Below are 26,878 nucleotides of genomic sequence, written 5' to 3'. Positions count from 1 at the left end.
GCTACTGATCGACCGCCGAGATACCCAGCTTGGACGCGCCGTCGGCGCCCTCATAGGTAGCGGCTGCCTGGGTAGCGGTCAGCGCGGTGCCCGCGTGCACCGCGGCCAGCTGGGCCATCGAGGTGAGATGGTTGGCCTGCGCGTACGCGAACGACATCAGGAATTCCTGGCCGATCAGGCCGAACACGGGCACCGCGGCGGCCATCGTGGCGGCCTGGTCGACCGCGCCCGCCTGGGCGACCCCCGCCGCCATCGTGGCCGAGGCACCCGCGTACGCACGTACTGCATCCGGAACTACCGCAACATGATTCATGGCTATCGTCCAATCTCGAAACAGCCCATGGTGTTTCGTTACTTTATCTACCCGTCGGAAACCGGCGCCACCCTAATCGGCGGTGAAGATCAGTTGAACCTCACGTACCGGTTCGGTTATAGGCCGTCACCAGCTCGGCTCGTTCGCCGAAGGCACGGTGCGCGGCAGTCTGCGCGGTCTGTGTCAGCACCCGCTCGAAATCCTCCGGCGACAGCTTCGCGATCGCCCCGGTGAACGCCAGCCCGACCAGGGCACCCGCACCGTCGACGGTCACCGTCACCGCGCCGTCGGGCGAAGTCTCCTGCGCCCGGATGTCATTGGTCGCCTCGGTCAGGTCCTGCAGCCGGTAGAGCTGGCCCTGCACCTTCGCGATCAGCTCGTCCATGGTCTCGACCATCGCCTCGCCCTCCCTGTCCGCTCGCTAGACCGACCGCAGCCAGCTGTCCGGCTCGGTGTCGTATTCCTGCTCCTCGACGATCTCCGACGCCGCGACCTCGGCCTCGGTCGGCAGTCCCGTCGCCGCGAGCAGCGCCGGGTCGAACCCGGCCTCCGCCAGCTGATTACGCCGCGCCAGACCCGCCCGCTTGGCCGACTTCTGGCACAACCGCAGGATCTCGGCGGCCAGCTCAGCCGGGTCGCGGCGCAGCTGTTCGCGATCGACCGTGATCCCCACCGGCAGTCCCTGCTCGGTGGTACGCACCACGATCGCGCCCGTCACCGACGACGCGCTGAACTCGGTCGGAAACTCGTCCACCACTGCCCCTTCCGTCTGGCCCGACATCATTACGCCCGATCGTCCCTGATGGCTCTGACAACTTCGGCGATCTGGGTGTTGATCAGCGACACCACCCGCCTGCGATCGGCGCCGACGGCCACCCGCGGCGTGCCGGGCACCAGCACATAGCGGCCGTCGTCGGTCAGGTCGCGCCAGCCGAGCCGCAACCGCACGATGCCGCGCGGACCGAAGCGCGACCAACCCTGCTCGATGTCGATGAAGCCGTCCCGATCGAGTGGCGCCTGCTGAAAGGTCATCGTCCGCACCGCGGCGTCGTCGTCGTAGTGCTGAACCAGCGAGCGCCCGTACGAGTGATCGAACTGATCGTCGGCCGGCTCGTCGAGGCGGATCTCCTGGCCGCGGCCCGCGTCGGCCTGCGGCAGCTGGTCCGCGACGACGTCACCGAGGCTCAGCGCATCGTGGCGGGTGATGACGAATCCCGCTGCGTGATAAAGGGTCCGGCCGGGCAGCTGGCGCACCAGAAAGCCCACGTCCCCCTTGCGCGCCGCGAGCATCCGCACCGAGAACGCGGGATCGGTGAGTCGCTCGCCGCCGCCGTACCCACGCACGATCACCCGGATATCGGGATGGGTGAGCACCTCGATGATCTCGTCGAGCTCGTGGCCCCAGCGCTGCTTGATCGTCATCCAGTTCTGTTTCAGCGCGAACTCGGCCGCATCGGCGGTGCTCGGCTCACTGCTGTGGATGAACGGGTCCGGCATGTACTCCTCGTCGATGCCTGCCCACAGCGCGTCGAACTCGTCGCCGGTGAATTCCCAGGTGGGCGTCACTGTTCCACCACCGGCCTCGCGACGATCGGCGCGTCACCGAGGGCTTCGTCCAAGTGCGTCGTCGAGTCGAGGTAGTCGGCCCGCTTGTGTTCTTTCTGCTGGCCCTGACCGCCGCCGGCGCCACCCATCGGCGACATCGGCATACCGCCCATCGGCGTGCCCGCCGCCGACGACGCGACGCCAGCGCGGAAGCCCTCCAGACCCGTGGCGGCCGAGGCCCGCGGGAACAGCTTGGACGCGCTGTCCAGGCTCGGCGAGAGCGGCGCGGCGCCCGCACCGGCGCCACCGCCGCCCGCACCCGAGCCACCGCCACCACCGCCACCCTTGCTCGCCGCGCTGAGTGCCTTCTTGGCCTGGTCCTGCAGCGAACCGAGCGCCGCCGAACTCGGAATACCCGCCAGGGCACTCTGTTCCGCGGCCGAGGTCGCCTGCTCCACGGCCGACTGCGCGGCGGAACTGGCCTGTTCGAGACCGGATTGCAGGGCCGAGGTCAGCTGATCGGTCGAGGACGACCCCGTCGAACCGGTCGAACCGGTCGAACCCAACGAGCCGTTGCCCGTGCTGTCGGTGCTGCCGTTGCCCAACTGGCTGCCGGACTTCTGCCCCTGGAGTTCCGCCATCGCCTTGTTGAACGCCGCGGAGGTCTGGCCCGAACCCGAGCCACTTCCCGAACCGGAGCCGCTCCCGCTGCCGTTCCCGGAGCCGTTTCCGTTTCCGTTGCCGTTCCCATTTCCGTTGCCGTTCCCGTCGCCGGTTCCGTTGCCGGAGGTCGGCGAGGTCGGCTCGGGAAGCGTGGGCATGTGGCTCGTGGTGCTGTTGAGTCCGGGAACGTAGGTGTTCCACATGACTTGGCGGCCGTTCTTGGCACAGGCCTCCTTGTCGGCCTGTGCCTGTGTGCCGTTGGGATCGGAGTAGCACCGGGGCAACATGAGCGCGGTACCCAGCCCGGTGGAAGTGGCGTTGATCCAGCCGACGGCGTACTCGAGCGCGGTGGCCACCTGTTTGGTCTGGTCGACCAGCAGGCCATTGCCCTCGTGATAGGCCGACATCGCCGACATCGCGCGCGTCGCGCCACCCGGGCTGGTCCAGCTCTTCTTGCTCGCTTCGACTTTGGCGTTCAGGTCGTCGAAACCAGTTTTCAGCCAGCCCGCCAGGTCGCCCCAATACAACGCGGTGTGGGCCAGGCTGCTGGGAACCGTCGACAACGACGTCATGATCGCCTGGAGGTCTTTGTAGTCGTAGCCGCCGGGGTTCTCCGCCTTCATTCCGGCCGCATCGAAGGTCTTGCCGTCGGCCAGCGATTTCGGCAGGTTGACCGCGGTCGCCACGGCCGGATATTGGATGACGGTGGGCGGCAACGGCGTCTTGCTCATGCCGGCGCTGCGGCCCTGCTCGATCTTGGTGCGCAGCGCGTCCAGATCCACCTTGTTGCCGTCCTCGGCGCCCTTGTAATGCCGGGCCGCGTCGAGAAAGGTGTTGGCGATATTGTCGAGCACCGTCTCGTGCTTGCCGATGACGGTCTTCAGCTGACCGGCCTTGTCTTCGAACTGCTTCGACAGCTGCTTGCCGGACTCCAGCGAGGAGAACTCGGGCAGGTTCGCGACATTCTCCACATTGGTCTTGACCGAGTTGACCCAGTAGCGCGCGTTATTGGCGGCTTCGACCAGGTTCGGCAGCGCCGACGGCTCGAGCATCAGTGATCCGTCCGAGGCTGCCGAACGCAGCCCCGCCCACTGATCTTGCGCCGATGGTCCCGTCATGAAGTCGACCCTCCCTGTCCGTACCGGTGTCGCCCCACGCCCCGCCTGGCACCGCTACCACGACACCGCCGATTCGCACGGCTTGCTAACGATTCTACGGCCTGACGCATGAATTCCGCATGTACAGCAATGATCTCGCTGGTAGCGAAGGCTCGACGATCTCCGATCACCAGCCCGCGTCGGTCGCGGGCCGCGACGGGTCACGGGATCCATCCTCTTCGTCGGTCGAGAGTCGTTCCCGCTCAGGCGAATTAGGTGGTTCCAGCGACGCTTCCACCGGCTGCGGAATGGCGAAACCGTCCATGTCGTCGACCAATTCGGTGATCTTCGGCAGGCGGGCGCGTTCGTTCTGGATCGGCGCCATCAGCGCCTGCGTCTTGGCGGCCACCTCGATCGAGGCCTGCTGCGCGGCCTCGGTGACGGCCTTGGCGATCTCGGTGTAGGTGAGGTCGTCGATGTCGGGGGTGAACTTCGTCTCGATGACCTTGTAGTCGGCGTTGACCGTCACCGTCACCCGTTTGCGCACCGTGGCGCTGGCGATGATCTTGGCGCGATCCTGCTGCACCTGCGCGATCGCCCGCATCTGGGTCTGGACAGTCTCGAGGATGTCCGCCATCTGTGCCTTGGCGTGCTCGTTGGCCATTCCCGATTCCCTCCGACCCGCGAGCTGTCGCACCCAGCCCGTCGGTTAGCGAGCACACCACAACCGGCACACCCTCGCAACTCCCACGGCACCGCTCGTCAGGTCGCCAGGCCCACGGTGTGGGTGCCGAGCAAACCGGCGAGATTCAGCTGGAACCAGGCGGAATCGACGTTGTAGACGTCCGAGGGAAAGACGCGGGTGAAGGCCTCCCTCGCCACGGCCGCGCGCTCGGCTGCTTCGACCAGGCCGGGGACGGCATCCTTCTGCGCCTGACCCGCTTTCGCGCCGAGCAAGCCGGTCAGCACATCGATCACGGTTCTGGTGTCCCACATGCCGGGGACGGCGGGAGTCAGCGCGTCGGCACCGGCCGAGGCGCCGCGGTACCAGCGACCGCCCTCCCACCAGTAGCAGAAGGTGAGCAGACCGTTCTCGGCCCGGCGGTTGAGCACCGGCTCGGCGACCCAGTCGGGGGCACCGAGGTAGAACTCCGGCATCGGGAGTTCCTTGTTGTAGACGGCGTCGAGTTCGGGTGCGTCCCAGACCCCGCCGGAGAGCACCGCACGATCACCCGGGAGCAGGCACAGGGTGGAACCGCTGTGTTTCGAGCCCTCGAAAACGTGGAAGGCCGGTGTCACGCGCGGGCCCCACTTGGACCCGACCGCGACGAACGCGGCGGCGATCAGCGCCCACCGACGGGCCAGCAGATCGAGCGGCGGGAATTCCACGTCCGGCGCCGAACCGATGGCGTTGCGGCCCGCCGCGGTATCGGCGCGCGCCTGCTCGGCCGCGGCCAGCGGACCGCGGATCTGCCGATTGCCGTGACCGATGTAGGCGGCCAGCCAGATCGGCAGCCGATCGCGCGGATAGATCTCGATGTCGGTGCGGTACACCGTCGGCGGGAAGAGCTGGTCGTCCGGGAACGGGTCGTCGCCGTAGTCGAATTCGACGTTCATCCGGCCCGCGTTGCTCAGGGTGAGCAGGTAGCGCCACCACGGCCCGTCGCCCATCGAGGCGGAGAGGTGCCGGTGCTCACGCAGCAGATCCAGCAGTTCCGGGCTCGGGAAGACCCGGGCGAACCGCTCCTGCTCGTCGTGGAACACGACCATCGACACCTCGGCCGCCGCCGTCATCGCGAAGGAGGCCTCGACCTTGGTCCAGCCCGGCGGACCAAGTGCCGCCAGCGTTTTCGCGATGCGATGGCTCAGCGCGGCGGCCCGGTCGGTGATTCCGTCGTCGGCCACCACCGTGGTGAGGGTGAATCCGAGATCGGGATCCCCGGCCAGCTCGTCAGCCACTGCGCACTCCTTATACCTAGTCCTGGTTCTCGCCGTACCGCGCGGTCACGGCGCCGGTCTCGTCCCATTCGGTCCGGGTGAGCAGCGCGCCGTCGGGGGCGAAAACGGTTTCTTCCTTGCGAATTCCGGTGGGGAACCACGCACACCAGCGGCCAACCGCGTGCCGATCGGCGTATTCGCGGGTGTAGCGCGGGGTTCCGTCGAGGAACCAGCCGCGCGCCGGTCCGTCGGGGTAGCCGTCGGTGTAGCCGGCGAGTTCGGTGATCGGGCTGCTCGGCGCCGGGCGACGGAACTCCTGGCCGGTGAACGGCTCGGCGCCGTAGTACATGCGGCCTTCGCCCTCGTCCCAGCGCAATGCGGGATCGTCGGCAGGCACCGCGTCGGCCGAGAGGCCTTTGCGGGTGCGCTCGTCCTCGAATTCGAGCATCTCACCCGCCTGGTCCCAGACCGAGTGGGTGAGCAGGACGCCCTCGATGTCGTAGACGTCCTCGAGGCGGCGGGAGCCGTCGGGGTACCAGTCCTGCCAGGTGCCGACCGGCCGGTTGCGGTAGAACTCGCCGTTGTAGCGCATGGTGCCGTCGGGGTACCAGCCCGACCAGTCGCCGTCGCGGTCGCCGTCGTCGTAGCTCCAGTACTCGCGCCACGAGCCGTCGGCGCGGGTCTGGATCACCGCGCCGCTGTATGCCTCACCCCGGTACGACAACCTGCCGGTCGCCGGGTCGATCGCCACATCCGGATCGCTCAGTTCGATCGGATCGTCACTCACCTGCGAAACCTCTCCGATCGCATCAGACTCGGTCGCTGAAGATTGTCATCCGGCCTGCCGGATCGGCAACCACGTTACGGATCAGCAGGCCGAGGTCCAGTTCCGGCGGTAGCGAACGGTAGATCAGCTCACCCATCGGCCTGCCGTCCACCGCCACCGTGAACCGCGTCATCCGCTGCCGCGACCGTTCCCAGCCGATGTGCGCGGCATCGGTGAGGTCGATCGGTTGGGTGCCGACCTGCACCATCAGCCGATCGGCGAGGCGGTAGAAGATCACCGTCACCCCACCGAGGTCGGCGTACAAGCCGTCGGCCCCGAGTTGTCCCGGCGGCGCGGGCCGCAACGAACCGGACCGCGGATCGAACTCGGCCAGCACGCCACTGCCATACGGCCGGACGAGCAGCACAATTCGCTCGGTCGGCGACTGATACTCCGGCCGGTAAGGCCTGCGGGAATCACCCTGCCCACCGGCAGGAGGCATCACCGGCGGCGGGTACATCGGCGCACCACCCTGCGGACTACCGGTACCCGGCTGTTGCGAACCGGGTTGTCCATGGTCCACGTTTCCGTTCCCCGGCGCGTACGACTGACCGTTCCCCGGCGCGTACGGCTGACCGCTGCCCGGCGCGTACGGCTGACCGCTGCCCGGCGCGTACGGCTGACCGTTCCCCGGCGCGTACGGCTGACCGTTCCCCGGCGCGTACGGCTGACCGTTCCCCGGCGGATAGGGCTGACCATTGCCCGGCGGGTACGGCTGACCGTTCCCCGGCGGGTACGGCTGACCGTTCCCCGGCGGGTACGGCTGACCGTTCCCCGGCGGGTACGGCTGACCATTGCCCGGCGGATACGGCTGACTGCCATCCGGCGGGTAGGGCAGGCCCGAATTCGGCGGCTGGGTCACCCACGGCGGCAGTGGTGGCATGCCGACTCCACCAGGTGGAGTCGGCTGAATCGGCCAAGACGGCACCGTCGGCTCATTCGGCGGCGGATCCGTCGGCGACGGCTCGGTAGGCGGCGGTTCCGGGTGGCCCGGAGGTACAGGCGGGACCGGTAGCTGCGGCGGCCAAGGCGGTTCCGTCGGCACCGGAGGAACCGGCGGCTGCGGAGGAACCGGCAGCTGCGGAGGAACCGGCGGCAGCGGAGGCTGCGGCGGGACAGGCGGCAGCGGCGGTTCTGTCGGCAGCGGCGGCAGCGGCGGTTCTGTCGGCACCGGCGGGCGCGGAGGTTCGGGCACCTCCGGCGGGCACGGCGGATCCTGCTGGTCCGGAGGGCACGGCGGGAGCGGTGGAAGTGGCGGTCGCGGCGGTTCCGGCGGTTCTTGGGGTTCCGGCGTCAATTCCAGTGGCGGAACCGGCCATTCGACAGCGTCGAACACCGGCACCTCGAGCTCCACCTCGTACTCGTGCGGCGGATGCGGAATATGCGACCGATAGGCCGACCCCGGCAACTCCCGACGTGCGCCCGGCCGATCCCCGTCCGACAACCGCGGCGGCGGCCCCTGCTCGCCCGGATCGAATCCCTTGTCCGGATCCGCATCCGAGTCCTCGGACCTGCTCGCATCGACACCCGAATCCGGGTCAGCGGGCACACCGGGCTTCACCTCATCGGTACCGGATCCATGAGGCCTGCGCGAATCACCCTCACCGACAACCGAATCCGGGTCCACAGAAGGACGCCGTCCCGACCCGTCACCAGGATCCGACCCCACGGGCTCGGGCGAACCAGTGCCATCGGCATCGCGCTCAGCCTCAGGCCGGTGAGCCCCCTGGCCCAGCTGCCGATCCTTCGGAATGCCGGGATCACCCGGGTCGGTCACCGGGTCGAGAACTGGTGGGACGGACGGATCACGTGGGTACGGCCGACTCGCGTCTGCTCCGTTCTCGGCAACAGGATCAGCACCGCGCCGCTGCGAGCCATCGCCAGCCTCTGACGAACCATCGGCATCTGGCTCAGCCGTCGGACGATGGGCCCCCTGGCCAGGCTGCCGATCCTTCGGAATGCCGGGATCGCCCGGGTCGGTCACTGGGTCCAGAACCGGTGGAATGGAAGGACTCTCGACCGACGCCGAAGGGTCATGACCATTGGCAGGTGGGCGGGGCCGGCTCGAGCCGGCGGGTTCTGCGTTCTCGGCCGGGGGCAGGTCTCCGGAACGATCGGCCGATGGGGTTCCGTTGTCGCCGTTGGTCGCCGGGCCGGCGGGCAACCCGGGCCGCACCGGCGCTCCGGGCACACTCGGGCTCGGCGAGCCGTTCGGGTCCGACGCAGGCACGCCCTCGGACGGCCCGTCGCCCAGTGCGGGCGCTTCCGCGTCATCGGTCGCGGGCTCGGTGACGAACGGCTCGTTGAACAGCGCCCGCAAACGGGCGATGTCGGCGGCCTGCCTGCGGATCTCCGCGCGGATCTGCTCGTGCACCGCGGCGAGTTTGTCCAGGGTGAGGCGTTCGTGCTTGTCGATGCGGCCGTCGCGGAACCAGTCGTAGACCTTCGCGACCTTCTCGTCGTCGGCGTCGGTGAGGTCGGCGCCGAGCAGGCGGGCGTGATCGCGGCTCGGGCCGGGGACGGCGTCCTCGGGTGCGGGCGGTCGCGGCGACCGGTCGCTCAGATCGTCGGCGCCCACTTCGCGCAGGAAGTCGAGGGCGTCGCGCGGATGGACCGGCGGGTCGTCGCCGATCGCCCGCGGGTCGGTGTCCGGCTTGTAGACCAGTCCCTCGGCGTAGGGGTCGATCTTCGCCAGTGCCCGCACATAATCGGCGAGCGGGCCGGCGAGGTCGGCACGATCGCCGCGCGCGGCCTGGTTCGACAGGGCCTCGGCCAGAGCGGCGGCGGCATCCAGCGGCAGCCCACCGCGTGACAAGCCGAGATGCGGTGCGAGCGCGTCGCGCGCGGCATCGACGGCGGCCGGGTCGAGCGCGTGCAGCAGTTTCGCGTACTCGGTGAGGTCCTCGGCCCGCTGACGGTGCAGCGCCCCGGGGGTCGCGGGATCGGCGAGGTGGTCGGCGACCAACTCGGGGCTGAGGTCGCCCGCGTCGACGTCGAACCGCAGCGCCAGCGCGCTCCGTGCGACGTGCAGCGCGTTGAAGTTGTCGATCGCGTCCACGCTGAGCGCGTGGTCGACCAGACCCTCCAGTTGCCTGGCCCGCACCTGATTGGCCCGATCCAGTTCGGCGAGCAGTTCGTTGAGCTGCTCGGGCGACAGGTTCGACGGGTCATCGATCCCGAGCCGCCGCGCCACCTCGGCGACCTCGGCGCGCACCTCCACCAGCGAACGGGGCTCCGGGACAGCCTGATTCACGTCATCGGCGACGGCGGGCAGGTTCTCCGAGGCGGCGTGCCGGGGCGGCGTCTCGACCATCCGCCACGGCCCGGTGCCGTCGCGCACCATCGTCGCGTCGACGGTGCGACCGTCCAGCTCGCCACGCAGCTGACGCACTTGTGGCGCGTCGACTTCGCTGACCCGCACGCGCCCTTGGTCATCGACCCCGACGATCCTGACCTGGATGTCGACCTCACCCCGATTGAGCCGGTCGATGAAGTCGGCATCGGCGTCGGCGAGTGCCCGCGCCAGCGCGGCTTCGTGTCCCGCCCCGGTGTCGACGATCGCGATCGTGCCGTGCTCGGGATCGAGAACGAGCCGGTCGCCGGTGTCGCTGTCGGTGAAATCGGCTATCCGCCGGGCGAATTCGTCGAGCACGCCGACGTTGGTGTCGAGCTGATCCCGCAGCTTCGCGATCTCGGCGTCGAGATTGCTGACCAGCGCCGCGAGATCGGCGGCGGCGAGAGTGGCCCAGGTGGACCGCTCGTCACGCAGCCCCGCGCGGCGAAGGGCGTCGTCGAAGATCTTGCGCGCGTCCTCGGCGTGGATGGTCTGCGAGCCACCGTCGTCGCTCAGATCGGGCCAGAGGTCGACCCATTCGCCGCCGTTGTTCACCCCGCGCCAGTTCAGCATGTCGAAGCTGAACTTCTCGCCCCTGGCCGCGACGACTTCCTTGAGGTAGGCGCCCAGCGGGTCCTTGCTGAAGAAGTTGGCGGGCCGGAACGCGATGTCGGCGTGCTCGGCGTTGAAGGACCGCGCCGCGGCCTCCAGCGCCTGGATGACACCGTCGCGGCGCAGCAGCCGGTACTTCGCCTCGGCGAGCGCCTTGCGCAGACCCTCTTCGCTGAAATCGGTGATCCGCATACCGAGTTCGCCGGCGAGCGCGTCGAGCACGGTGGCGTCGGCGATCCGCTGATTGACCGCGTCGACCACGTCCCGCAGCCACGGCGGCACCGGTTCGGCCGGTTCGGGAGTCCGCTCGGGTTCGGCGTGAAGAGGTTGCCGCTCACCGGTTTCCGGCAGCTCGGTGGCCTGTCTTGCCGCCAGTTCCTCGGGCGTCAGGCTTTCCGGTTCGAGCAGATGCTCCAGTCCGGCGTCGCGCAGGTCCTGTTCGACCTGGCGGCGCAGCTCCGGATCGGCATCGGAGATCCACGGCTTGTACTCGGACCCATCGAGATTGCGCAGCGGCAGGAACTCGCCCGCCTGATCGGCGATCCGCGAGGACAGGTGCTTGAGAATGGGCACCAGCTCGCGCTTTTGCCACATGTCGATGAGCTCTTTGAGAATGCGCACCGGGTTGAACTTGACCTGCAACTGGTCGTACTCGCCGCCGGGCGCGTTGGGCGTCGAATCCTTCACCGCGGTCAGCGGAAGGCCAGCATGGTGGCCGACCATCGACAGACCCGCGCTGTCCTGGGTGGAGCCCGACGGGTACTTCGGATTCTCGCCCAGGTACGGCCGGTCGAAGACCCGATCCCAGAGCCTGCGCAGCCAGTTCTTCTTCGGTGTCTCGACCACCTTCTCGGCGGCCGGCGCCCGCGGCGTCGGCTCGGGGTGTGCCACGGGTTCCAGATGCCAGCGGTCGGGCCCGTCCTCGACCCGTCGCACCAGTGTCCGGTCCCCCTCGACGTCGACGGAGAGCATCCGGTCGTCGAGCTCGGTGCGTGCCAGCCGGTCCAGGTGCGCGAGGTCGGCGGCATCGCGGGACACCGAGCCACGCAAGCGGGTGATGTCGTCGGCCGCGCGGACCAGTCCCGGATCGGCAGGCAGACCGAGCCGGCCCGCCCACCGCCGCACGACGGCCTCGCGCACCGCCCGCTGCTGCGGATCGGTGGCCGCCTCGGCATGGCGCACCGCCGCGGCGAACGCCTCGACCGCACCCGCCCGCAACAACTGCCGGTAACGCGCCGCGTCGAACGAACCCGGATCGGTCAGGTCGACGCCGAACCTGGCGGCGAGCCGGTCGAGGGCCTGCTGCGCGGGTTCCATCCGTGGCCTACCCGGCTGCGCACCGTCGTCCGGCGGCAACACCGCGGACGGACGCAGCGGCTCTGCCTGCGGGTGCGGTTCCGGCTCGGCGCCGAGACCAGGGCGCGAACCGTGTTCGAGCCCGGCCCGGCGTAGGTCGTCGGCGATCTCCGCGCGCACCTCGGGGTCACCTTCGACCCGCCAGTGCTCGAGCCCGTCCTGCAGCTGGTCGAGATCGAGCGGGCTGTAGTCGTCGGGATACCGCATCGGCGCACCGAGCTCAGCGTCGGGATCCAGTGCGCTGTCGAGGAATCCGCGGGCCCGCGCCATGTCGGCGATCTCGGCCAGCGCGCCGAGCGGATCACGCTGGCCGGTGAGGGCTTCACCCAGACCGAGCGCGTCAGCGAGCCTGCGCACCTGCTCGGCCTGCTCCGGGGTCAGCGGCGGCGCGTCGGCATGGGCCGAGGGCGGCAGATCACTGAGATCCCGAAGGAACTGGCGCACGTCGTCGAGGAGATCGCCGCGCTGCTGGGCGCGGGTCGGCGGGTCGGCGGGCGTGTCACTGTCCGGCTGCACCAGGTCGGCGTCACCGGGCACCGCGAGCTCGGCGGGCGGCTTCGGCAGTTCACTGCCGCGCGGCGACGAACTCTTCGACGGCTCTTCGGGTTCCGGACTCAGCGCGGTCGGCGGATGCGCCGGCGGCTTCGAGGGCGGGCCACCGGGCGCGGGCGTGGGAGCGGGCGGATCGCCGGATTCGTCGTCACCACGCGATCCGTCGGCGCCATCGCGCGATCCCTCGGCGCCGGTCGACGGTGAGCTCGCCTGGTCAGCACCGTTCGCCGTGGGATCGAGGGCGCCAGGCGGGCGCGGCACCCCCGCATCCGCGCTGGGCGTACCGGGATCGGCGTTCAGCATGCGGTTCGCGTCGGCGGGCGGAGTTCCATTGTCGCCGTTGGCTTCCGGAGCAGCGGGCAACCCCGGCGGCACAGGCGCGCCCGGACCACTGGTCGGCAGACCGGGAGTGCCAGGTGGCGACGACCCGTCCGAGGCCGGCGCGGGCGGCCCATCGAGCGCTGGCGTGTCCGCACCACCGATCTCCGGATCGGTGACGAACGGCTCGTTGAGCAACTCGCGCAGCCTGGCGATATCGGCGCCCCGCTGCCGGATCTCGTTGCGGATCTCCTCGTGCACCTGCGCGAGTTGTTCGAGGGTGAGGCGCTCGTGCTTGTCGATGCGACCGTCGCGGAACCACTGGTAGACCTGGGCGACCCGCGCGTCGTCGGCGTCGGTCAGGTCGACGCCGAGCAGGCGGGCGTGATCGCGGCTCGGGCCCGGGACCGCGTCCTCGGGCGCGGCAGGCAGCGGCGACCGGTCGCTGAGATCGTCGGCGCCCACTTCACGCAGGAAGTCGAGGGCGTCGCGATCGTGCACCGGCGGGTCGTCGCCGATGGCGCGCGGATCTGCTTCCGGGTTGTAGACCAGATTTTCGGCATAGGGATCGATCTCGGCGAGCGCGCGCGCATAGTCGGCGAGCGGCCCGGTGAGGTCGTCCAGTTCGACACGCGCGGCCCGGTTCGAGACCGCCTCGGCCAGCGCGTCCGCGTCGAGCGACAGCTCCCCGCGCGACAGCCCGAGATGCGGGGCGAGCGCGTCGAGCGCGGCATGGACGGCGGTCGGGTCGAGCGCGCGCAGCAGCTCCGCGTACTCGGTGAGATTCTTCGACCGCTGACGATGCAGCTCCACCCGCGTCGCGGGATCGGCGAGCCCGCGGGCGATCACCTCCGGCGTGAGCGCCTCCGGGGTGACGCCGAACCGCAACGCCAGCGCACTGCGCACATTGTGCAGCGCGTTGAAGTTGTCGATCGCGTCGGCGCTGCGCGCGTAGTCGACCAGGCCCTCGACCTGCCTGGCCCGCACCTGATTGGCGCGTTCCTGCTCGGCCAGCAGCGAGTCGAGCCGCTGCGCGGACAGGTTCGACGGATCGTCGATACCGAGCCGCCGCGCCACCTCGGCGATGTCGGCACGCACTTCGGCCAGCGAACGTGGCTCCGGGACAGGCTGATTCGTGTCATCCGGCACGGCGGCCACCTCGGCGCCGGGCTCGACAGGCTTGGGCGGCAGCTCGACCATTCGCCAAGGCTCGCCACGGTCGCGCACCATCGTCGCGTCCACCGGGTGCCCACCGACCTCGGTGCGCAGGTGCCGCACCTCGGGCGCGTCGACCTCGAGCAGATGCACGCGGCCGTTCTCGTCGATTCCGACCACCCGGATCTCGAGGTCGACCTCGCCACGGTTGAGGCGGTCGATGAAGTCCGCGTCGGCTTCGGCGAGTGCGCGGGCCAGGGCGGCCTCGTGCCCGGCGCCCGTGTCGACGATCGCGATCTCGCCGTTCTCGGTGTCGACCACGAGCCGATCGCCGGTATCGCTGTTATTGAAATCAGCCATCCGCCGGGTGAATTCATCGAGCACCCCGATGTTTCTGTCGAGCTGATCCCGGACCTTCGCGATCTCGGCATCGAGATTGTTGACCAACGCCTCGAGGTCGGCACCCGCGAGATGCGCCCACGTGGACCGCTCGTCACGCAGCCCCGCGCGGCGAAGGGCGTCGTCGAAGATCTTGCGCGCGTCCTCGGCGAGAACGGTCGGGTCGTTGCCGTCGTCGGCGAGGTCGGTCCAGAGGTTGGGCAGCTCGCCGCCGTTGTTCACCCCACGCCAGTTCAGCATCTGGAAGCTGAACTGGTCGCCCTTGGCCGCGACGACTTCCTTGAGGTAGGCGCCCAGCGGGTCGTTGCTGTGGAAGTTGGCCGGCCGGAACGGGATCTGCGCGTGTTCGGCGTTGAAGAACCGCGCGGCCGCTTCCAGCGCCTGGATCACCCCGTCGCGACGCAACAGCCGGTACTCGGCCTCCGCGATCGCCTTGCGCAATCCTTCCTCGCTGTAATCGGTGAGCCGCACCCCGAGTTCGTGGGCCAGCGCCTCGAGCACGGTGGCGTCGGAGAGCCGTCCGTTGACCGCGTCGACCACCTCCCGCAACCACGGCGGCAGCGGCTCGGCGACCGGGGGGACTTCCGCACCCTTGCTCGAAACCTGCACCGGATCAGCGGATTCCGGCAGCTGCTTCGACTCCCGCGCGGCCAGTTCCGCGGGGGTCAAGCTCTCGGGTTCGAGCAGATGCTCCAGCCCCGCATCCCGCAGATCCTGTTCGATCTGACGGCGCAGCTCCGGATCGGCGTCGGAGATCCATGGCTTGTACTCGGTGCCGTCGAGATTGCGCAGCGGCAGGAACTCGCCCGCCTGGTCGGCGATGCGCGAGGACAGGTGCTTGAGAATCGGCACCAGTTCGCGGTTCTGCCACATGAGCACACCCTCTTTGAGGATGCGTGCGGGGTTGAACTTGATCTGCAACTGGTCGTACTCGCCGCCGGGCGCGTTGGGCGTCGAATCCTTCACCGCGGTCAGCGGCAGCCCGGCACCGTGGCCGAGCATCGACTGACCAGCACCATCGATACTCGATCCCGACGGATACTTCGGGTTCTCACCGTAGTGGCCACGATTGACGAACCGGTCCCACAGCTTGCGCAGCCAGTTCTTCTTCGGCGCCACCTCGACCGCCTTGTCCACGGTGGGCCCGAACGGCTTCGGTTCGACTCGCGCGAGGGGTTCGAGGTGCCAGGCCTCCGGCCCGTCGGCAACCAGCCGCACCAGCATCTTCTCGCCCTCGACGTCCATCGACAGCACGCGGTCGTCGAGGGTGTTGCGCACCATCTGATACAGATGCGCCATATCACCGGCGTCGCGCGTCACCCCCGCCCGCAACCGGTTGATGTCGTCGGCGGCGCGCACGAGACCGGGGTCGGCCGGTAGTCCGAGCCGGGCGGCCCAGCGCCGAGCGACGGCCTCGCGCAGCGCGCGCTGCTGCGGATCGGTAGCGGCCTCGGCATGCCGGACCGCGGCGGCGAACGCCTCGACCGCACCCGCCCGCAGCAACTGCCGGTACCGCGCGGCATCGAGGGAACCCGAATCGGTGAGATCCACCCCGAACCTGGCGGCCAGGCGATCCATCGCCTGCTGCGCGGGCTCGATCCGCGGACTGCCGGGCTGCCGCGCACCGTCTTCCGGCGGCAGTATCGATGACGGCTGCAACGGTGTGGCCTGCGGGTTCGGCTCCGGTTCTGTGCCGAGCGAGGGGCGCGCGCCGTCCTCGAGTCCGGCCAGCCGCAGGCCCTCGGCCATCTCGGCTCGCACCTGCGGATCGCCCTCGACCCGCCAGTGGTCGAGGCTGTCCTGCAACTCGTCGACGTCGAGCGGTTCGTAGTCGTCCGGATACCGCATCGGTTTGCCGAGTTCGGCGTCGGGATCCAGTGCGCTGTCGAGGAATCCGCGCGCCCGCGCCATATCGGCGATCTCGGCGAGCGCCCCGAGCGGATCACGCTGCCCGGTGAGCGCGTCGCCGAGACCGAGAGCTTCGGCGAGCATGCGGACCTGCTCGGCCTGCTGCGGCGTGAGCGGTGGCGTGTCGGCGGTTGTCGAGGGCGGCAGATCGCTCAGTTCCTGCAAGAACTGGTGGACGTCGTTGAGGAAGTCCCTGCGCTGGTACGCGCGTTGTGGTGCGCCGTCGGCATCGACACCGTCGGCGACCGGTCGAGTCTGCGCGGCGTCGCCGGGTACGGCCAGTTCGGCCGCCGCCGCGGGCATGCCGAAGTCCAGTGGCGACGAATTCTGCGACGGCTCTTCGGGTTCCGGGCTCGGCGCCGTCGGCGGCCGTGACGGTGGCTTGGACGGCGGGCCGCCGGGAGCAGTGCTCGCCGCGGGTGGTTCGCCCGGGTCGTCGCCGTTGTCCCGCGATCCGTCGTTGCCGGACGGATCCTGCTCGCGAGAACCGTCCTCGCCGGGGGAATCCTTCTCGCGTGCCCCGGCGACGCCGTCGGTGGTCGACCCGTCGCCGCTGCCCTGCCGTTCGACCGCTGCGGCGAACCTGGCTGCCATTTCCGCACGGGCGGCGTCGAATTCCTGCTGCGCGCGAAGGTACGACTCCAGTGCCTGGTTGTCGGCGAGTGCTTCGGCGTCGAGATCCTCGGCCCGCACCTGCGCGGCCTCGGCCACCTCGGCGCGCAGCGCGTCGAACTTCTGCTGCGCGGCGAGGAACGACTCGAGCGCGGCCAGGTCCGCCGCGCGCACGGCGAAATCCGCGTCGGGGTCGTTGCCACGCTGCGCGGCGGCCTCCGCGTCTCGAGCCGCCAGCTCCTCGAATCTGGCGGCGATCTCGGCCTGCGCGGCCTCGAAATCCCGCTGGGCGCGCAGGTACGACTCCAGCGCGGCCACGTCCGCTTCGAGGCCGTCGAGTTCACGCAGCGTGTCGTCCAGCGCGGCATCGGCCTGATCGGCGCGGCGCTCGTCGGCCTGATCGTGCAGCTTCTGCTGGCGTTCGACGGCGTTGTCGATCATCGCCAGCGGATCGACCGGCTCGCCCGGTCCGACCAGATCGTCCAGCGCGGCAATCGGTTCGGCGAGTTCGTCGGCGACCTCGTCCAGCTTGCGCATGGTCTGATCGAGCTTCGCCTCGGCCCGATCGTCGAGGTCGGTGCCACGTTCCGGCGGCACCTGCGCGTCGGGTCGACCCGAATCCGGTTGTGGTCCAGGCGGTTGCGTGCGCGGAGTGCCGTTCGGCCCACCACCTTCGGGCGCGCCGGGCAGCCCCCGCCGCCCCGCCGGCAGCTCGTCGGGCTGCGGGCCGGGATGCTCCCTGGCCGCGGCGCCGTCGCCGGCGGGCAGGTCCGCCACCGGCCGGTAGAACTCGTCGGTGAGCGCCTTCAACTGCTCGAGCCGCTCGGTCCTGAGGCGGATCTCCGCGCGGATGGCCGCGATCTCGGCGGCCAGCTTCTCCGGGCTCAGGCCCTCGTGCTTCTCGATCTTGCCGTCGCGGTAGGCCTCGTAGATCTCGACGAACTTCGCGTCGTCGGCGGTGGACACATCCACGCCAACCAAGCGCGCCCAGTCCCGATTCGGCTGTGGCCGTGGATCGTTCGGGCCGACCGGCTCGTCCGCGCCATACGAGCGGGCGACGTTGTCGGCGACCTGCGCGGCGAAATCGACCGGGTTCGCACCGGGCTCGGCGGCGCCGACCACATCGCGCAGGGCGTGGAGCGCGTCGCGGTCATAGATGTGGGGGTCGCCGGTGGTGCGCGGATCGGGCGCTCTGGTGCCTGCGGGGTGGTCGGTGTACGGGTCGATCCGCAGCAGCGCGTCGGCGTAGGTAGCCAGCGCCGTCCGGGCGTGGTCGCCCGCGCCGAGCCGATGCATCCGGGTGACGAGCTTGCGCAGCTTGGCCGGGTCGATGCCGGTGTCGGCGGGCCCGACCTTCGACCGGCCGGTGAGCGGGTCGGTCTTGCTCACCTTCGGCCGCAACGCCTCCGGATTCCCTGGGCTCAGCGCCTGGATCAGCGCTTCCTGCGCCGCCTTGACCGCGGCCTCGTCGACATTGCGCAGCTGCTGGGAGTAGCCGGCGGTATTGCTCGGGTCGCGCTGCTGCCCGTCGAGCAGGTCCTCGAACTGCTGCTGGCGTTTGCCGCGCCGCTGCTTCGGATCGGTCAGCGCCTCGGCGATCCGCTGGGGCGTGAGCTCGCCCGCCGGGATACCGAGCCGGGTGCCCAGTTGATCGCGCGCGTCACCGATCAGGTGGAAGGTCTCGATGTCGGCCATCGTGCGGGCGTAGTCCGACAGTGCCTCGGCCTGCCCGGCGCGCACCGCGTTGTCCAGGTGCAGCTCGCGGATGGTGGCGTCGATGTTGTCCGGGTGTAGCGCGGCAGGCCCGAGGTTCAGTTGCCTTGCCAGATCGACGATTTCGCGCACCATGTCGGCGCGGTCGCGCGGGGTGGGCGGCGGTTCCGGCGTCGGCTGGACCGGTCGCCACTGGCCGTCCTCGCCGCGCATCATCGTCACCTGCAGTTCGGCGCCGTCCACGGTGCGCCGAATGTGCTGTACCTCCGGCGTCGCCACCGGGTCCAGGAACTGCCTGCCCGCACCGTCGGCGTGCACGGTCCGGAAGTCCGGCCGCAGCACCCCGTTGTCGATGTCGATCGCCAGCTCCGGGTTGTCCCGCAACGCGCGGGCCAGCGCCTCCTCGCGGTCGAGCGGACCGTCGACGACCAGCAGCCGGTCCGGCCCACCGTCCGCGTCCGGCACCCGCGCGACCTGATCGCCGTAGGACTTGCCGACCGGTTCGGCGCCGTCGCCCTGCAGGATCGGCTGCGCGGCGGCGATGAAATCGGCCAGGTTCTGCGCCCGCTGCCGCGCCGCGTCCCGCAGTTCGCTCAGCGTCGGATCCATCCGGTCGCCCGACAGATCGCTCAGGTCGCGGCCGAACATCGCTGCCCAGCCGGACAATTCGTCACGCAGCTGGTCGCGGCGCAGCGCGTGTTCGAAGAACTCCCGCGCCCGCGCCTCGTCGCGGCCCGGTTCCCGATCGTCGGAGAAACTCGCCCATTCGGGCAACCGGTCCGCGCCGTTGCCGACCCGGTCGTAGTCGCGCAGCGAGGTGACGCCCTCGAAGGCGACGATCAAGTCGCGCAGGAACCTACCCAGCGGATCGTTGTCGAGGAAGCTGACCTCCCGCGAGAACGGCACCGGGCGTGGGGCACTGGTGTCGCCCCAGTGGCTCTGGCGCGGCTCGGAGGCACCCGGCTCGTCGTCGAAGTCGTCGTAGTCGTCGCGCGGTTCGTCCGAGTCGATCGCGCGCCGCTGGTCCGGTTCCGACAGCGCGCGCCCGTCGGGTGCCTGCGCCGGGTCGGCGGGATGATCCGCGCGCCGGTACGGGCGGGTCTGTTCCTCGTCGGCTCGTCGCGCCGCGTCGGCCAGGCCCTCGATCGCGCCGATCTCGCGCAGCAGCCGGTGGCTCTGCAGGTCGATCGCCCGGCGGATCTCCGCCGCCCCGTCACCACGCAGGTGGATACCGAGCCGGTCCGCCATCTCGGTCAGCGTCTCGCCCTCGGGCGGCGGCCCCTGCTGCTCCGGCTTCGGATCCACGGGCGGGACGGGTGCGTCCTCCATCGCCCGCGCCTCGTCGGTATCGATGAGCCCGTTGTATTCCAGATCGTCGATCAGGTCCTGGCGCAGCTGCGGATCGCGCGCGTTGCCGAACAGCTCCTTCAGGATGTCGCGGACCTCGTCGGCGTCCATCCGGTTGGCCCGTAGCTCGCTGATCACGGTGTCGCGCACCGCGTTCGGATCGGCATCAGAGATCCACGGCCGGTATTCGGTGCCGTCGGGGAAGTACACCGGGTGGTAATTGCCCGCCGAATCCGCCTCGCGCCCCAGCAATCCGCCGATGATCGGAATGTGCTCACGGTTGTGATACCAGGTGAGACCCTCGCGGCCGATCCGCGCCACATTCAGCGCGGGATCGCCTGCCCCCGGCGGCGGCTCGCCCATCACCGGGCCGTCCACCGGCGGCGGTGCGGGCTGTGCCGGTGTCGGTGCCGGACCGGAGATCAGCTGAGCGCCACCGGTCACACCATCGCGGATCGCGGTCTGCCCGAGATGATCGAGGCCGGAACCGGACGGGTACTTGAGATTCAGGCCCTGATAGCCGGCGTTGAGATCATCGACCAGCTTGCGCAGGGCGTTGCGGTTGTCGATCTCGCGAATACCCGCGTCGTTACGCGCGGGCACAGGCTGGGTGGCCTCGTCGCCGTCGTTGCGCGCGACCACCCATTGCCCGTCGGCCAGCTGGATGTGCAGCGCGACCACATCCCCGTTGTCCCCGAGCTCGATCCGCACTTCGCGCTGCGGGGTTTCCGGCTCCGGATCGGCGAAGTCCGGTTTGCGATGATGGTTTTCGCCGTCCTCGTCACCCATGAAGTCGGCATCGTCGTCGACACGCGGCGCACCGTCCCACGAGACCAATCCCGGTTTGCGTTGGGTGCCATCGGGATTCAGCTGGCCGGCCAGGTCGGCACGCCGCTCGGGGGCTGCCGGATCCTTCGGTTCGAAGCCATCATGATTGCGGTAGTGCCCCTCAGCACTCTCGGTCCCGGAGATCATTCTGGTGCAGTTCGCACAGCAGAGCATTCCGGGGTGTTCGCGGTTACCGACACTCACCGGAGCGTGCACCAGTGAGCGCATAGCATTTCGATCCGCCGGCACACCCAGCCGGTCGCGATCGTGCAGCGCCTCGTTGGTAGTCCGGACCTCGGCGTGGCGTAGCGGATCGTCACCGTGCGGGAAGGCCTGATCGTCCTTCTGGCCGCGCGCGAGCTCCGCGAGATCCTGCCCGGTGGCCCTGACGTTTTCGGCAAGGCGCGGATGGAGCTCACCGACCTCGATTCGGCTGCCGCTTGGACCGTTGGCCGCTTCGTAGACCCGTCCGGTGAGGCGATCGATCGTCACAGCCATGACCGGACCGATGGGATTCTGGGTGCCTGCGGCCCTGACACACGCACGCTGGGCGCGGTCGAGTTCTTCGCGCAGGCCGTTGAACGCCGCCTCAGTGCGCTTCAGCGCCTGGACCGCGGCACGCTTGTCCTCCGGCGCCGCTTGTTTCAGCGCGGCGATCGCGTCCGCTTTCGCTGTCTTCGCCGTCTCGAGCCGCCCCTCGACTTCGCTGCGCTTGCCCTCGGCAGCCGCGATATCCGCCGCCCGCTGACTCTTGGCGGCGTCGGCCGCCGCCGCGTAGTCGGCCGCGCGGTCGGTGGCGAGCCTGCGCGCGTAGTCGTCGATGTACTCGTTGTCGATCGACACGATTTCACCGTCAGCGTCTCTGACGATGTCACCGTCCAATTCGCCCAGCAGGTGTGCCTTCGCATCGGGCACATCACTGGAACCCGGCGAATCGGCGGTCTCGGGCACCGGTGCGATCTTCGCCATCGCCGACCCGAGGTCGGCCGTGTCGTCGGTCCGCGATTCCGGGGTATCAGACGCGTCCGGCGGCACGACATCGTCGTCATCCATATAGTCGATCCGGTCGTCACCGTTCCGAATATCCGAATCGCCGTCGATTGCCGGTGAATTGTTCAGCGCCGCTGCCGCATCCGCGACGAAGGGCAGCGGCACATCCGCGAGAACATTCGTGCCGTCCCGCTCGAGCAACAGTTCGGTGACCGTCACCTTGCCCTTTTCGGACGCGTGGACCAGCTTGTACTCGACCCGCAGCGTGCCGTCGTCGCGGGCAGCGCGCAGCGCGTCCACGGCTTCCCGCAGTGCGCGCCCTTCGGGGCTGTCGGGGTCGATGCCGCGCGCTCGCATCTGTTCGGGCATCTCGTTGAGAATGCGGCGCAGATTCCGATCCATGTCCAGCGTGCGCCGGAGGTACTCGGGCGACCCCTGTTCCGCTCGAGCGATCTTCGAACCGCCGAGTCCCGCGCCGACACCCTTGGCCTCGACCACGAGCAGGGTCGGCGGCGAACCGGCACCTGCGGGCGGCACATAGGACGCGATATCGACGACACCGGCACCGTCGAACGCACCGACGAACGGCGTGAGCAGCACCGCACCGGGTCGACTCAGCGCGACATCGAGTCCCGCTGTCTCACCCAGCAGTTTCGAGACGCCGACCATCTCCGTGCCGAGGGTGAAGTACCGCTCGGCGGCGGACTCCAGATCCGCCAGGGCCTCCAGCTTGCTGACCATTTCCTCCGGCGTCAGCGATTCGTCGGCCATGACGTCCGCGGTGAGATCCTCGATCTTCGCGGCGACCTTCTCCGGCGCCAGATCGTGTCGTTTCTTGACGTCGAATTCACCCATGAGGCGATCGAGGTCGTCTCGTACCCCATTGCGCTCGGTTTGGAGTTCCATCCGGCGCTCTGACGCATCACTCAATGCGTCGGCACGATCCGAATCCCGCATGGTGTGCGAGTCGGAATCGCCCTTCTGCACCTCGTAGAGGTACGCACTGTCGACGAGGGGGTCGCCGCGCAGAAACCCACCTTCGGGCCGTTGGAGCCGGAAACCCTTGTCACGAACCGAGTTCGCGGGATCATCGACGTGGTGCCAAGTCCCGTCCGGATCCCGATAGCTGTCCAGCCGATCGTCGGGCCGACGCAACAACCCATCGTCCCCACGAATCATCCCCGGTGGGACCGAATCCGCTGATCCACGATCCGGACCGGCGACATCGTCGTCGTCGCCCATGAAGTCGGTCTCCGGGTATTCGGGTGAGACCAACCGGGGTTCGGTGGGATTGCCGTCGCGTGCCGCCTGCTCGAGATCGGCATGGCGCAGCGGATCGACCCGGGGCGCGCCCTCGTCGATGATGTGGCCCGCGGTGCTCTCGGTGCCCTGGACCACGCGGGTGCAGTTGGCGCAGCAGGGCAGTTCGCCATGGCCCGGTACATACGGCGAGTTGAGGATGGAGGACAGACCGTCGAAGTCGGTCGGCAGCTGGTCCTCGGGGCCACGTTTCTGGTTGAGCAGTTCCCGGTCGTGCAGGGCGGCGTTGGTGCCGCGCACCTCGGCGTGGCCGAGCGGGTTGTCGTGGTGCGGGAATTGGGCTGGGTCGCGACCGTTGTGGTAGACGTCCAAGGGGTCCTGATAGCGAGCGACGTTGCCGTCGCGCAACGTCGAGTGCAGCTCGGAAGGGTGGATGCGGTAGTCGGAGGGGCCGTTCGCGGCCTCGTACACGCGACCGGTCAGCCGGTCGATGGTGATGGAGGTGACGTGGCCCCGCTGGGCCACCGGCAACCGCTCGGCTTCGGCCTTCGCCAGGCGCTTCGCGGGCGAATTGCCCACCGCGGCTTCGGCTTTGTCGGCGGCGATGAAGTTGTCGAGGGCGGCCTTGGCCGCTGCGGCTTCCGCCTTGGCCGTCGCGACGTCGGCCTGCGCGCGGCGGATCTGCTCCTCGCCGTCCTCGGCGCCGAGCTTGCGTGCGTTCTCGGCATCCTTCAGCGCGATGATGGCGTCGCGAACCGCCCGGCCCGTCGTCGCCTTCTGGACTTCCAGCGCCGTCTGCTTGGCCTTGTGCTGCTCGTTTTCGGCGACCAGGGCTGCGTCGGGTGTGGCTGCGACGACGAACGCGTCGCCACGCTCGGCACTGAGCCGGCGGGAGAAATCGTCGATCGGTTCACCGTCGACATGGGTGATCCGGGGCGGATCGCCTGCGGTCCGCACCAGTGGGTCGTTCGTATCCAGCACGCCGAGCAGATGCGCGTCCACCTCGGGCGCCCGGTTGAAAGGGGTGCCGTCGGTGCCGACTACCGGATCGAGGAACGACATCGCGGCCGGGCGGGTCGGCGGCGGATCCTGGTCGCTCATGAAGTCGACGAGGTCGCGATCCAGCGGTGGACCGTCGCCGTCGAGCGGGTCACGAGTATCGGACGGATCGGAATCCGTTCTCGGCGAAGGTGTATCGCTGGGCGTTGTCGCGGACTCCGGGCTGAACGTGCGCCAGTCGCCGCCACGATCGATCACCGGGTCCGAACCAGGCTCGCGCCGCACACCGACCCGGTCGGTGGGCGCGGTGACATCGACACCGAGCTGGTCGGCGACGTACTGCGCCCAGCCATTGCTGTTGCCCGCGTGGCAGGCGAGCAACCGGATAGGCGTTCCTGGAACATAATTCGGGTTGCTGCGGATCGCGTCGACGATATCGCGCGGGTGGACCGGGTCCCCGTTGCTCGGGGTCACCGAGCCGTCACGCCGCCCGTGCACGACCACGTCGTGGGAGCCGTCGTTACGGACGTTCTCGCTCACCCGGTGGGTACGGGCGTCCTCACCGATGGCCGTGCCGGTCGGATGGTGCACGACACCTTGACCGTTGGGCAGACGGGTGTCGTAGACCGGGCCGCTGTCCTCGTCGGCCTGCGGCTGCCTGCGATCATCCCCGGCGTCGGTGCGATCCCGCGGCGATGCGGTGTCGTCGGCGCCCGCGCGGCCGGGACGACTCGTTTCCGGGCCCGACCGGGCGGGGTTCGCGCCCGGATCGGCCCCGACGATCGGCACCACCGGCGCGATATCGGCCAGCGGATCAGCTTCGGACCTGACTTCGGAATCCCGCGAGCGCACCGGTTCGGCGGTGACCTCGGACTCGCCGGATTGCATCGGCGGCGCCTCGCCCGGTGCGGCCCGCAATCCCTGCAAAGGGGTATCGGCGAGGCCCGCTCCGCGCTGTTCGCCCACACCGGCGCGGCCTTCATCGGGACGGTTGGTCGGCGCACCGGGATCTTCGGCGGTGCCCTGCGAGTCGGCCACCCCCGACTCATCGACAGTCGGGCTGTCGGTTCTGACTTCCGGTGCGCCGGAACGGATGTCGGACCCGGGCTGCGCACCATCGGTCAACCCGGCGCGGACTTCCGGCGCGCCGGGGCGGGCCGCGGGCTGCGATCCCTGAGCAGGCGTCGACTGCTGGCCAGGCGTCGACTGCTGTGTCGACGTCGATTGTGTTGGCGCAGTGGGTGATTGAGTGGGACTCGCGGCCGGCTGGCCGGTGGCCGGCGTCGCGGCTTGATTGGTGACCGGCGCCTGACCGGTGGCGGCAGGCGATGGCCCCGCCGTCGCCACCGGCCCGGCAGCCGCCATGCCCGCACCGACCGGCGCCCCGGCATGTGTTGTCGTGTCCCGGTTCGTCGTCTGTGTGTCGTTGACCTGCGTGACCGGCTGACCACTCGACTGCGCGTCAGTGCGCGTGCCCTCGCCGACGCTCGCGCCGTCGGCTTGCTCGGCCTCACCCGCCCGCGACTTGTCCTGACCGGAATCCGATTGCGCCGCAGGGCTTTCCCCTTCGGCGCGGCCGCCGCCGTCCTGACGACCGCCGTCACCTACCTGCGATTCGCCGCCATGGACCTCGGGCTTGGACTCTTGACGCCCGGCACCCGCGCCGCCGTCGCCCGCGGTCTGCTGGTCGTCGCCGGACTGCTGATTCGCCCGTCCCTCTTCGGAATTCGTCGGTCCCTGCGCGTCGCCCTCGGGCGACTGCGTGCTGCCCGCGGGGCGCATCGACTGGCTGTCGTCCCCGGCACCGGCCCGCGACTCACCCGACCCCTCGTCGCCCATGGTGTCGTCGCCCGCACCCGCGCGCACGCCGTCGTCACCGCCTGCCCCGGTCGCCTCGTCGTCGGCACCGGCCCGGTTCTCGCCCTCGCCACCGGGACGGTTGGACGACCCGTCCCCGCCCGCGGTGTCGCTGAGCCCGAATGTTCCGAGGTCGTAGCCGGGCCCCATGGCTTCGCGAATCTGCGAGCTGAAGCTTGGCCGGTCGAAAAGGCCGGGCTTCATCGCCGACCACGCCGAGTTCGCCCCGGCCTTGTTCAGGCCGGAGAGACCGCCGTTGCTGGCACCCGCACTCCACATGAGCGGGTCGGACGCCGCGGTCTGCAGGTTGTCCCAGGCCTTGTCCCACCCCTGGGTGAACCCCTCGTAGCCGAACTGACCGAGCATGCCGCCGCCCGCGCCGACCAGACCGGCACCGGTGCCGGTGATCGCGCCCTTGAGCCACGGCGCCATCCCGTCGCCGAGTTTCTTGCCGAGGAAGTTGCCGAACGGGCCGGCCGCGAGACCACCGGCGGCGGACGAGACCGCGGCCGCCTTGACCTGGTTCCAGTCGACCTCCTTGCGGTGGCCCTGATCCACCTGCCACTGCTGGACACCGAGTTCCTGCAGCGTGCCGAGCGCCGTATCGATCGCCACGTGCTGGCCGATGAACTTCAGGACCCTGGTGATCGTCGCTTTCGCGCCGTGTCGCAGGATCGCCGCCAGCACGCGGCCGAAGATTCCCCGTGCGATGACGCGGGTCACGCCGACCGCGGCCGCCTGCACAGCGGGTGCCGTCGGCGGAAACACCCACGCCGCAGCGATTTCCAGCGCCAGCAAGCCCAGCGAGGAAAGGAACATGATCTTGGTGTATTCGATCTCGGTGCCGGTCTGATAGACCGAATCGCCGAGGACGTCGAACAGTTCGGCCAGCTTGGTCACCGACTGGTCGCCGCGGGCCATCCCCTCGAAGGCTTTGAGCATGTCCTCGACACCCTCGCCCTGCGGATACGCCTTGAACGCAGCAGCTTTGGCGGCGTCGACATCGTCGACCAGACCACGAAGACCGTCTGCGGCCGTGCGCCAGTCCTCGGCCATGGCCCACATCTCGTCTTCATTGCCCTCTGGCCACTCCATGCCGGCAAGAATCGAGAGCCAATGCAGCCCAGATGGGAGATCGATCATGGAGCGCTACGTCACCAACTCGAGTCCGTGAACGTCGCCATCGCCCCTCATCCCTCAATAGTGATGCCCGGTCGAGCACACCACAACTCGTTCGCCGCCGCAACAACAGTGTC

The 26,878-nt window shown here is 69.6% G+C and carries 9 protein-coding genes; all 9 read right to left on the bottom strand.

The window, feature by feature from the left end; translation table 11 throughout:
- Position 1 precedes the first annotated feature (1 nt).
- Positions 2–313 carry a type VII secretion target gene (locus ACQHI0_RS32645; RefSeq protein ID WP_427905544.1) on the bottom strand — a complete coding sequence of 104 codons (312 nt, stop codon included), beginning with the start codon at positions 311–313 and terminating at the stop codon, positions 2–4.
- A gap of 100 nt (positions 314–413) precedes the next feature.
- Positions 414–710, bottom strand: a complete 297-nt coding sequence (locus tag ACQHI0_RS32640; protein WP_427905543.1) for a YbaB/EbfC family nucleoid-associated protein — start codon at positions 708–710, stop codon at positions 414–416.
- 24 nt (positions 711–734) lie between these two features.
- Positions 735–1,067, bottom strand: a complete 333-nt coding sequence (locus ACQHI0_RS32635; RefSeq protein ID WP_427905542.1) for a hypothetical protein — start codon at positions 1,065–1,067, stop codon at positions 735–737.
- A 29-nt stretch (positions 1,068–1,096) separates the two neighbouring features.
- Positions 1,097–1,879, bottom strand: coding sequence for an ESX secretion-associated protein EspG (locus ACQHI0_RS32630; protein ID WP_427905541.1), 783 nt, complete (start codon positions 1,877–1,879; stop codon positions 1,097–1,099).
- Positions 1,876–3,639 (bottom strand): hypothetical protein, encoded by a 1,764-nt coding sequence (locus ACQHI0_RS32625; protein ID WP_427905540.1) that lies wholly within the window; start codon positions 3,637–3,639, stop codon positions 1,876–1,878. The genes ACQHI0_RS32630 and ACQHI0_RS32625 overlap by 4 nt, the downstream gene beginning before the upstream one ends.
- Positions 3,640–3,805: 166 nt before the next feature.
- Entirely contained in the window at positions 3,806–4,282 is a 477-nt protein-coding gene (locus ACQHI0_RS32620) for a YbaB/EbfC family nucleoid-associated protein (protein ID WP_427905539.1), read from the bottom strand.
- 98 nt (positions 4,283–4,380) lie between these two features.
- Complete coding sequence (locus tag ACQHI0_RS32615; protein ID WP_427905538.1) at positions 4,381–5,577, bottom strand: hypothetical protein; 1,197 nt, start codon at positions 5,575–5,577, stop codon at positions 4,381–4,383.
- A 16-nt stretch (positions 5,578–5,593) separates the two neighbouring features.
- On the bottom strand, positions 5,594–6,343 hold the full coding sequence (locus ACQHI0_RS32610; RefSeq protein ID WP_427905537.1) for a hypothetical protein: 750 nt from the start codon (positions 6,341–6,343) through the stop codon (positions 5,594–5,596).
- Positions 6,344–6,365: 22 nt separating this feature from the next.
- Positions 6,366–26,717, bottom strand: a complete 20,352-nt coding sequence (locus ACQHI0_RS32605; RefSeq protein WP_427905536.1) for a hypothetical protein — start codon at positions 26,715–26,717, stop codon at positions 6,366–6,368.
- Positions 26,718–26,878 lie beyond the last annotated feature (161 nt).

It is taken from the genome of Nocardia sp. FBN12, assembly GCF_050320175.1.
Taxonomy (GTDB): domain Bacteria; phylum Actinomycetota; class Actinomycetes; order Mycobacteriales; family Mycobacteriaceae; genus Nocardia.
The sequence above is the reverse complement of the archived record's forward strand: the minus strand, read 5'-3'. Positions and strand labels throughout refer to the sequence as shown.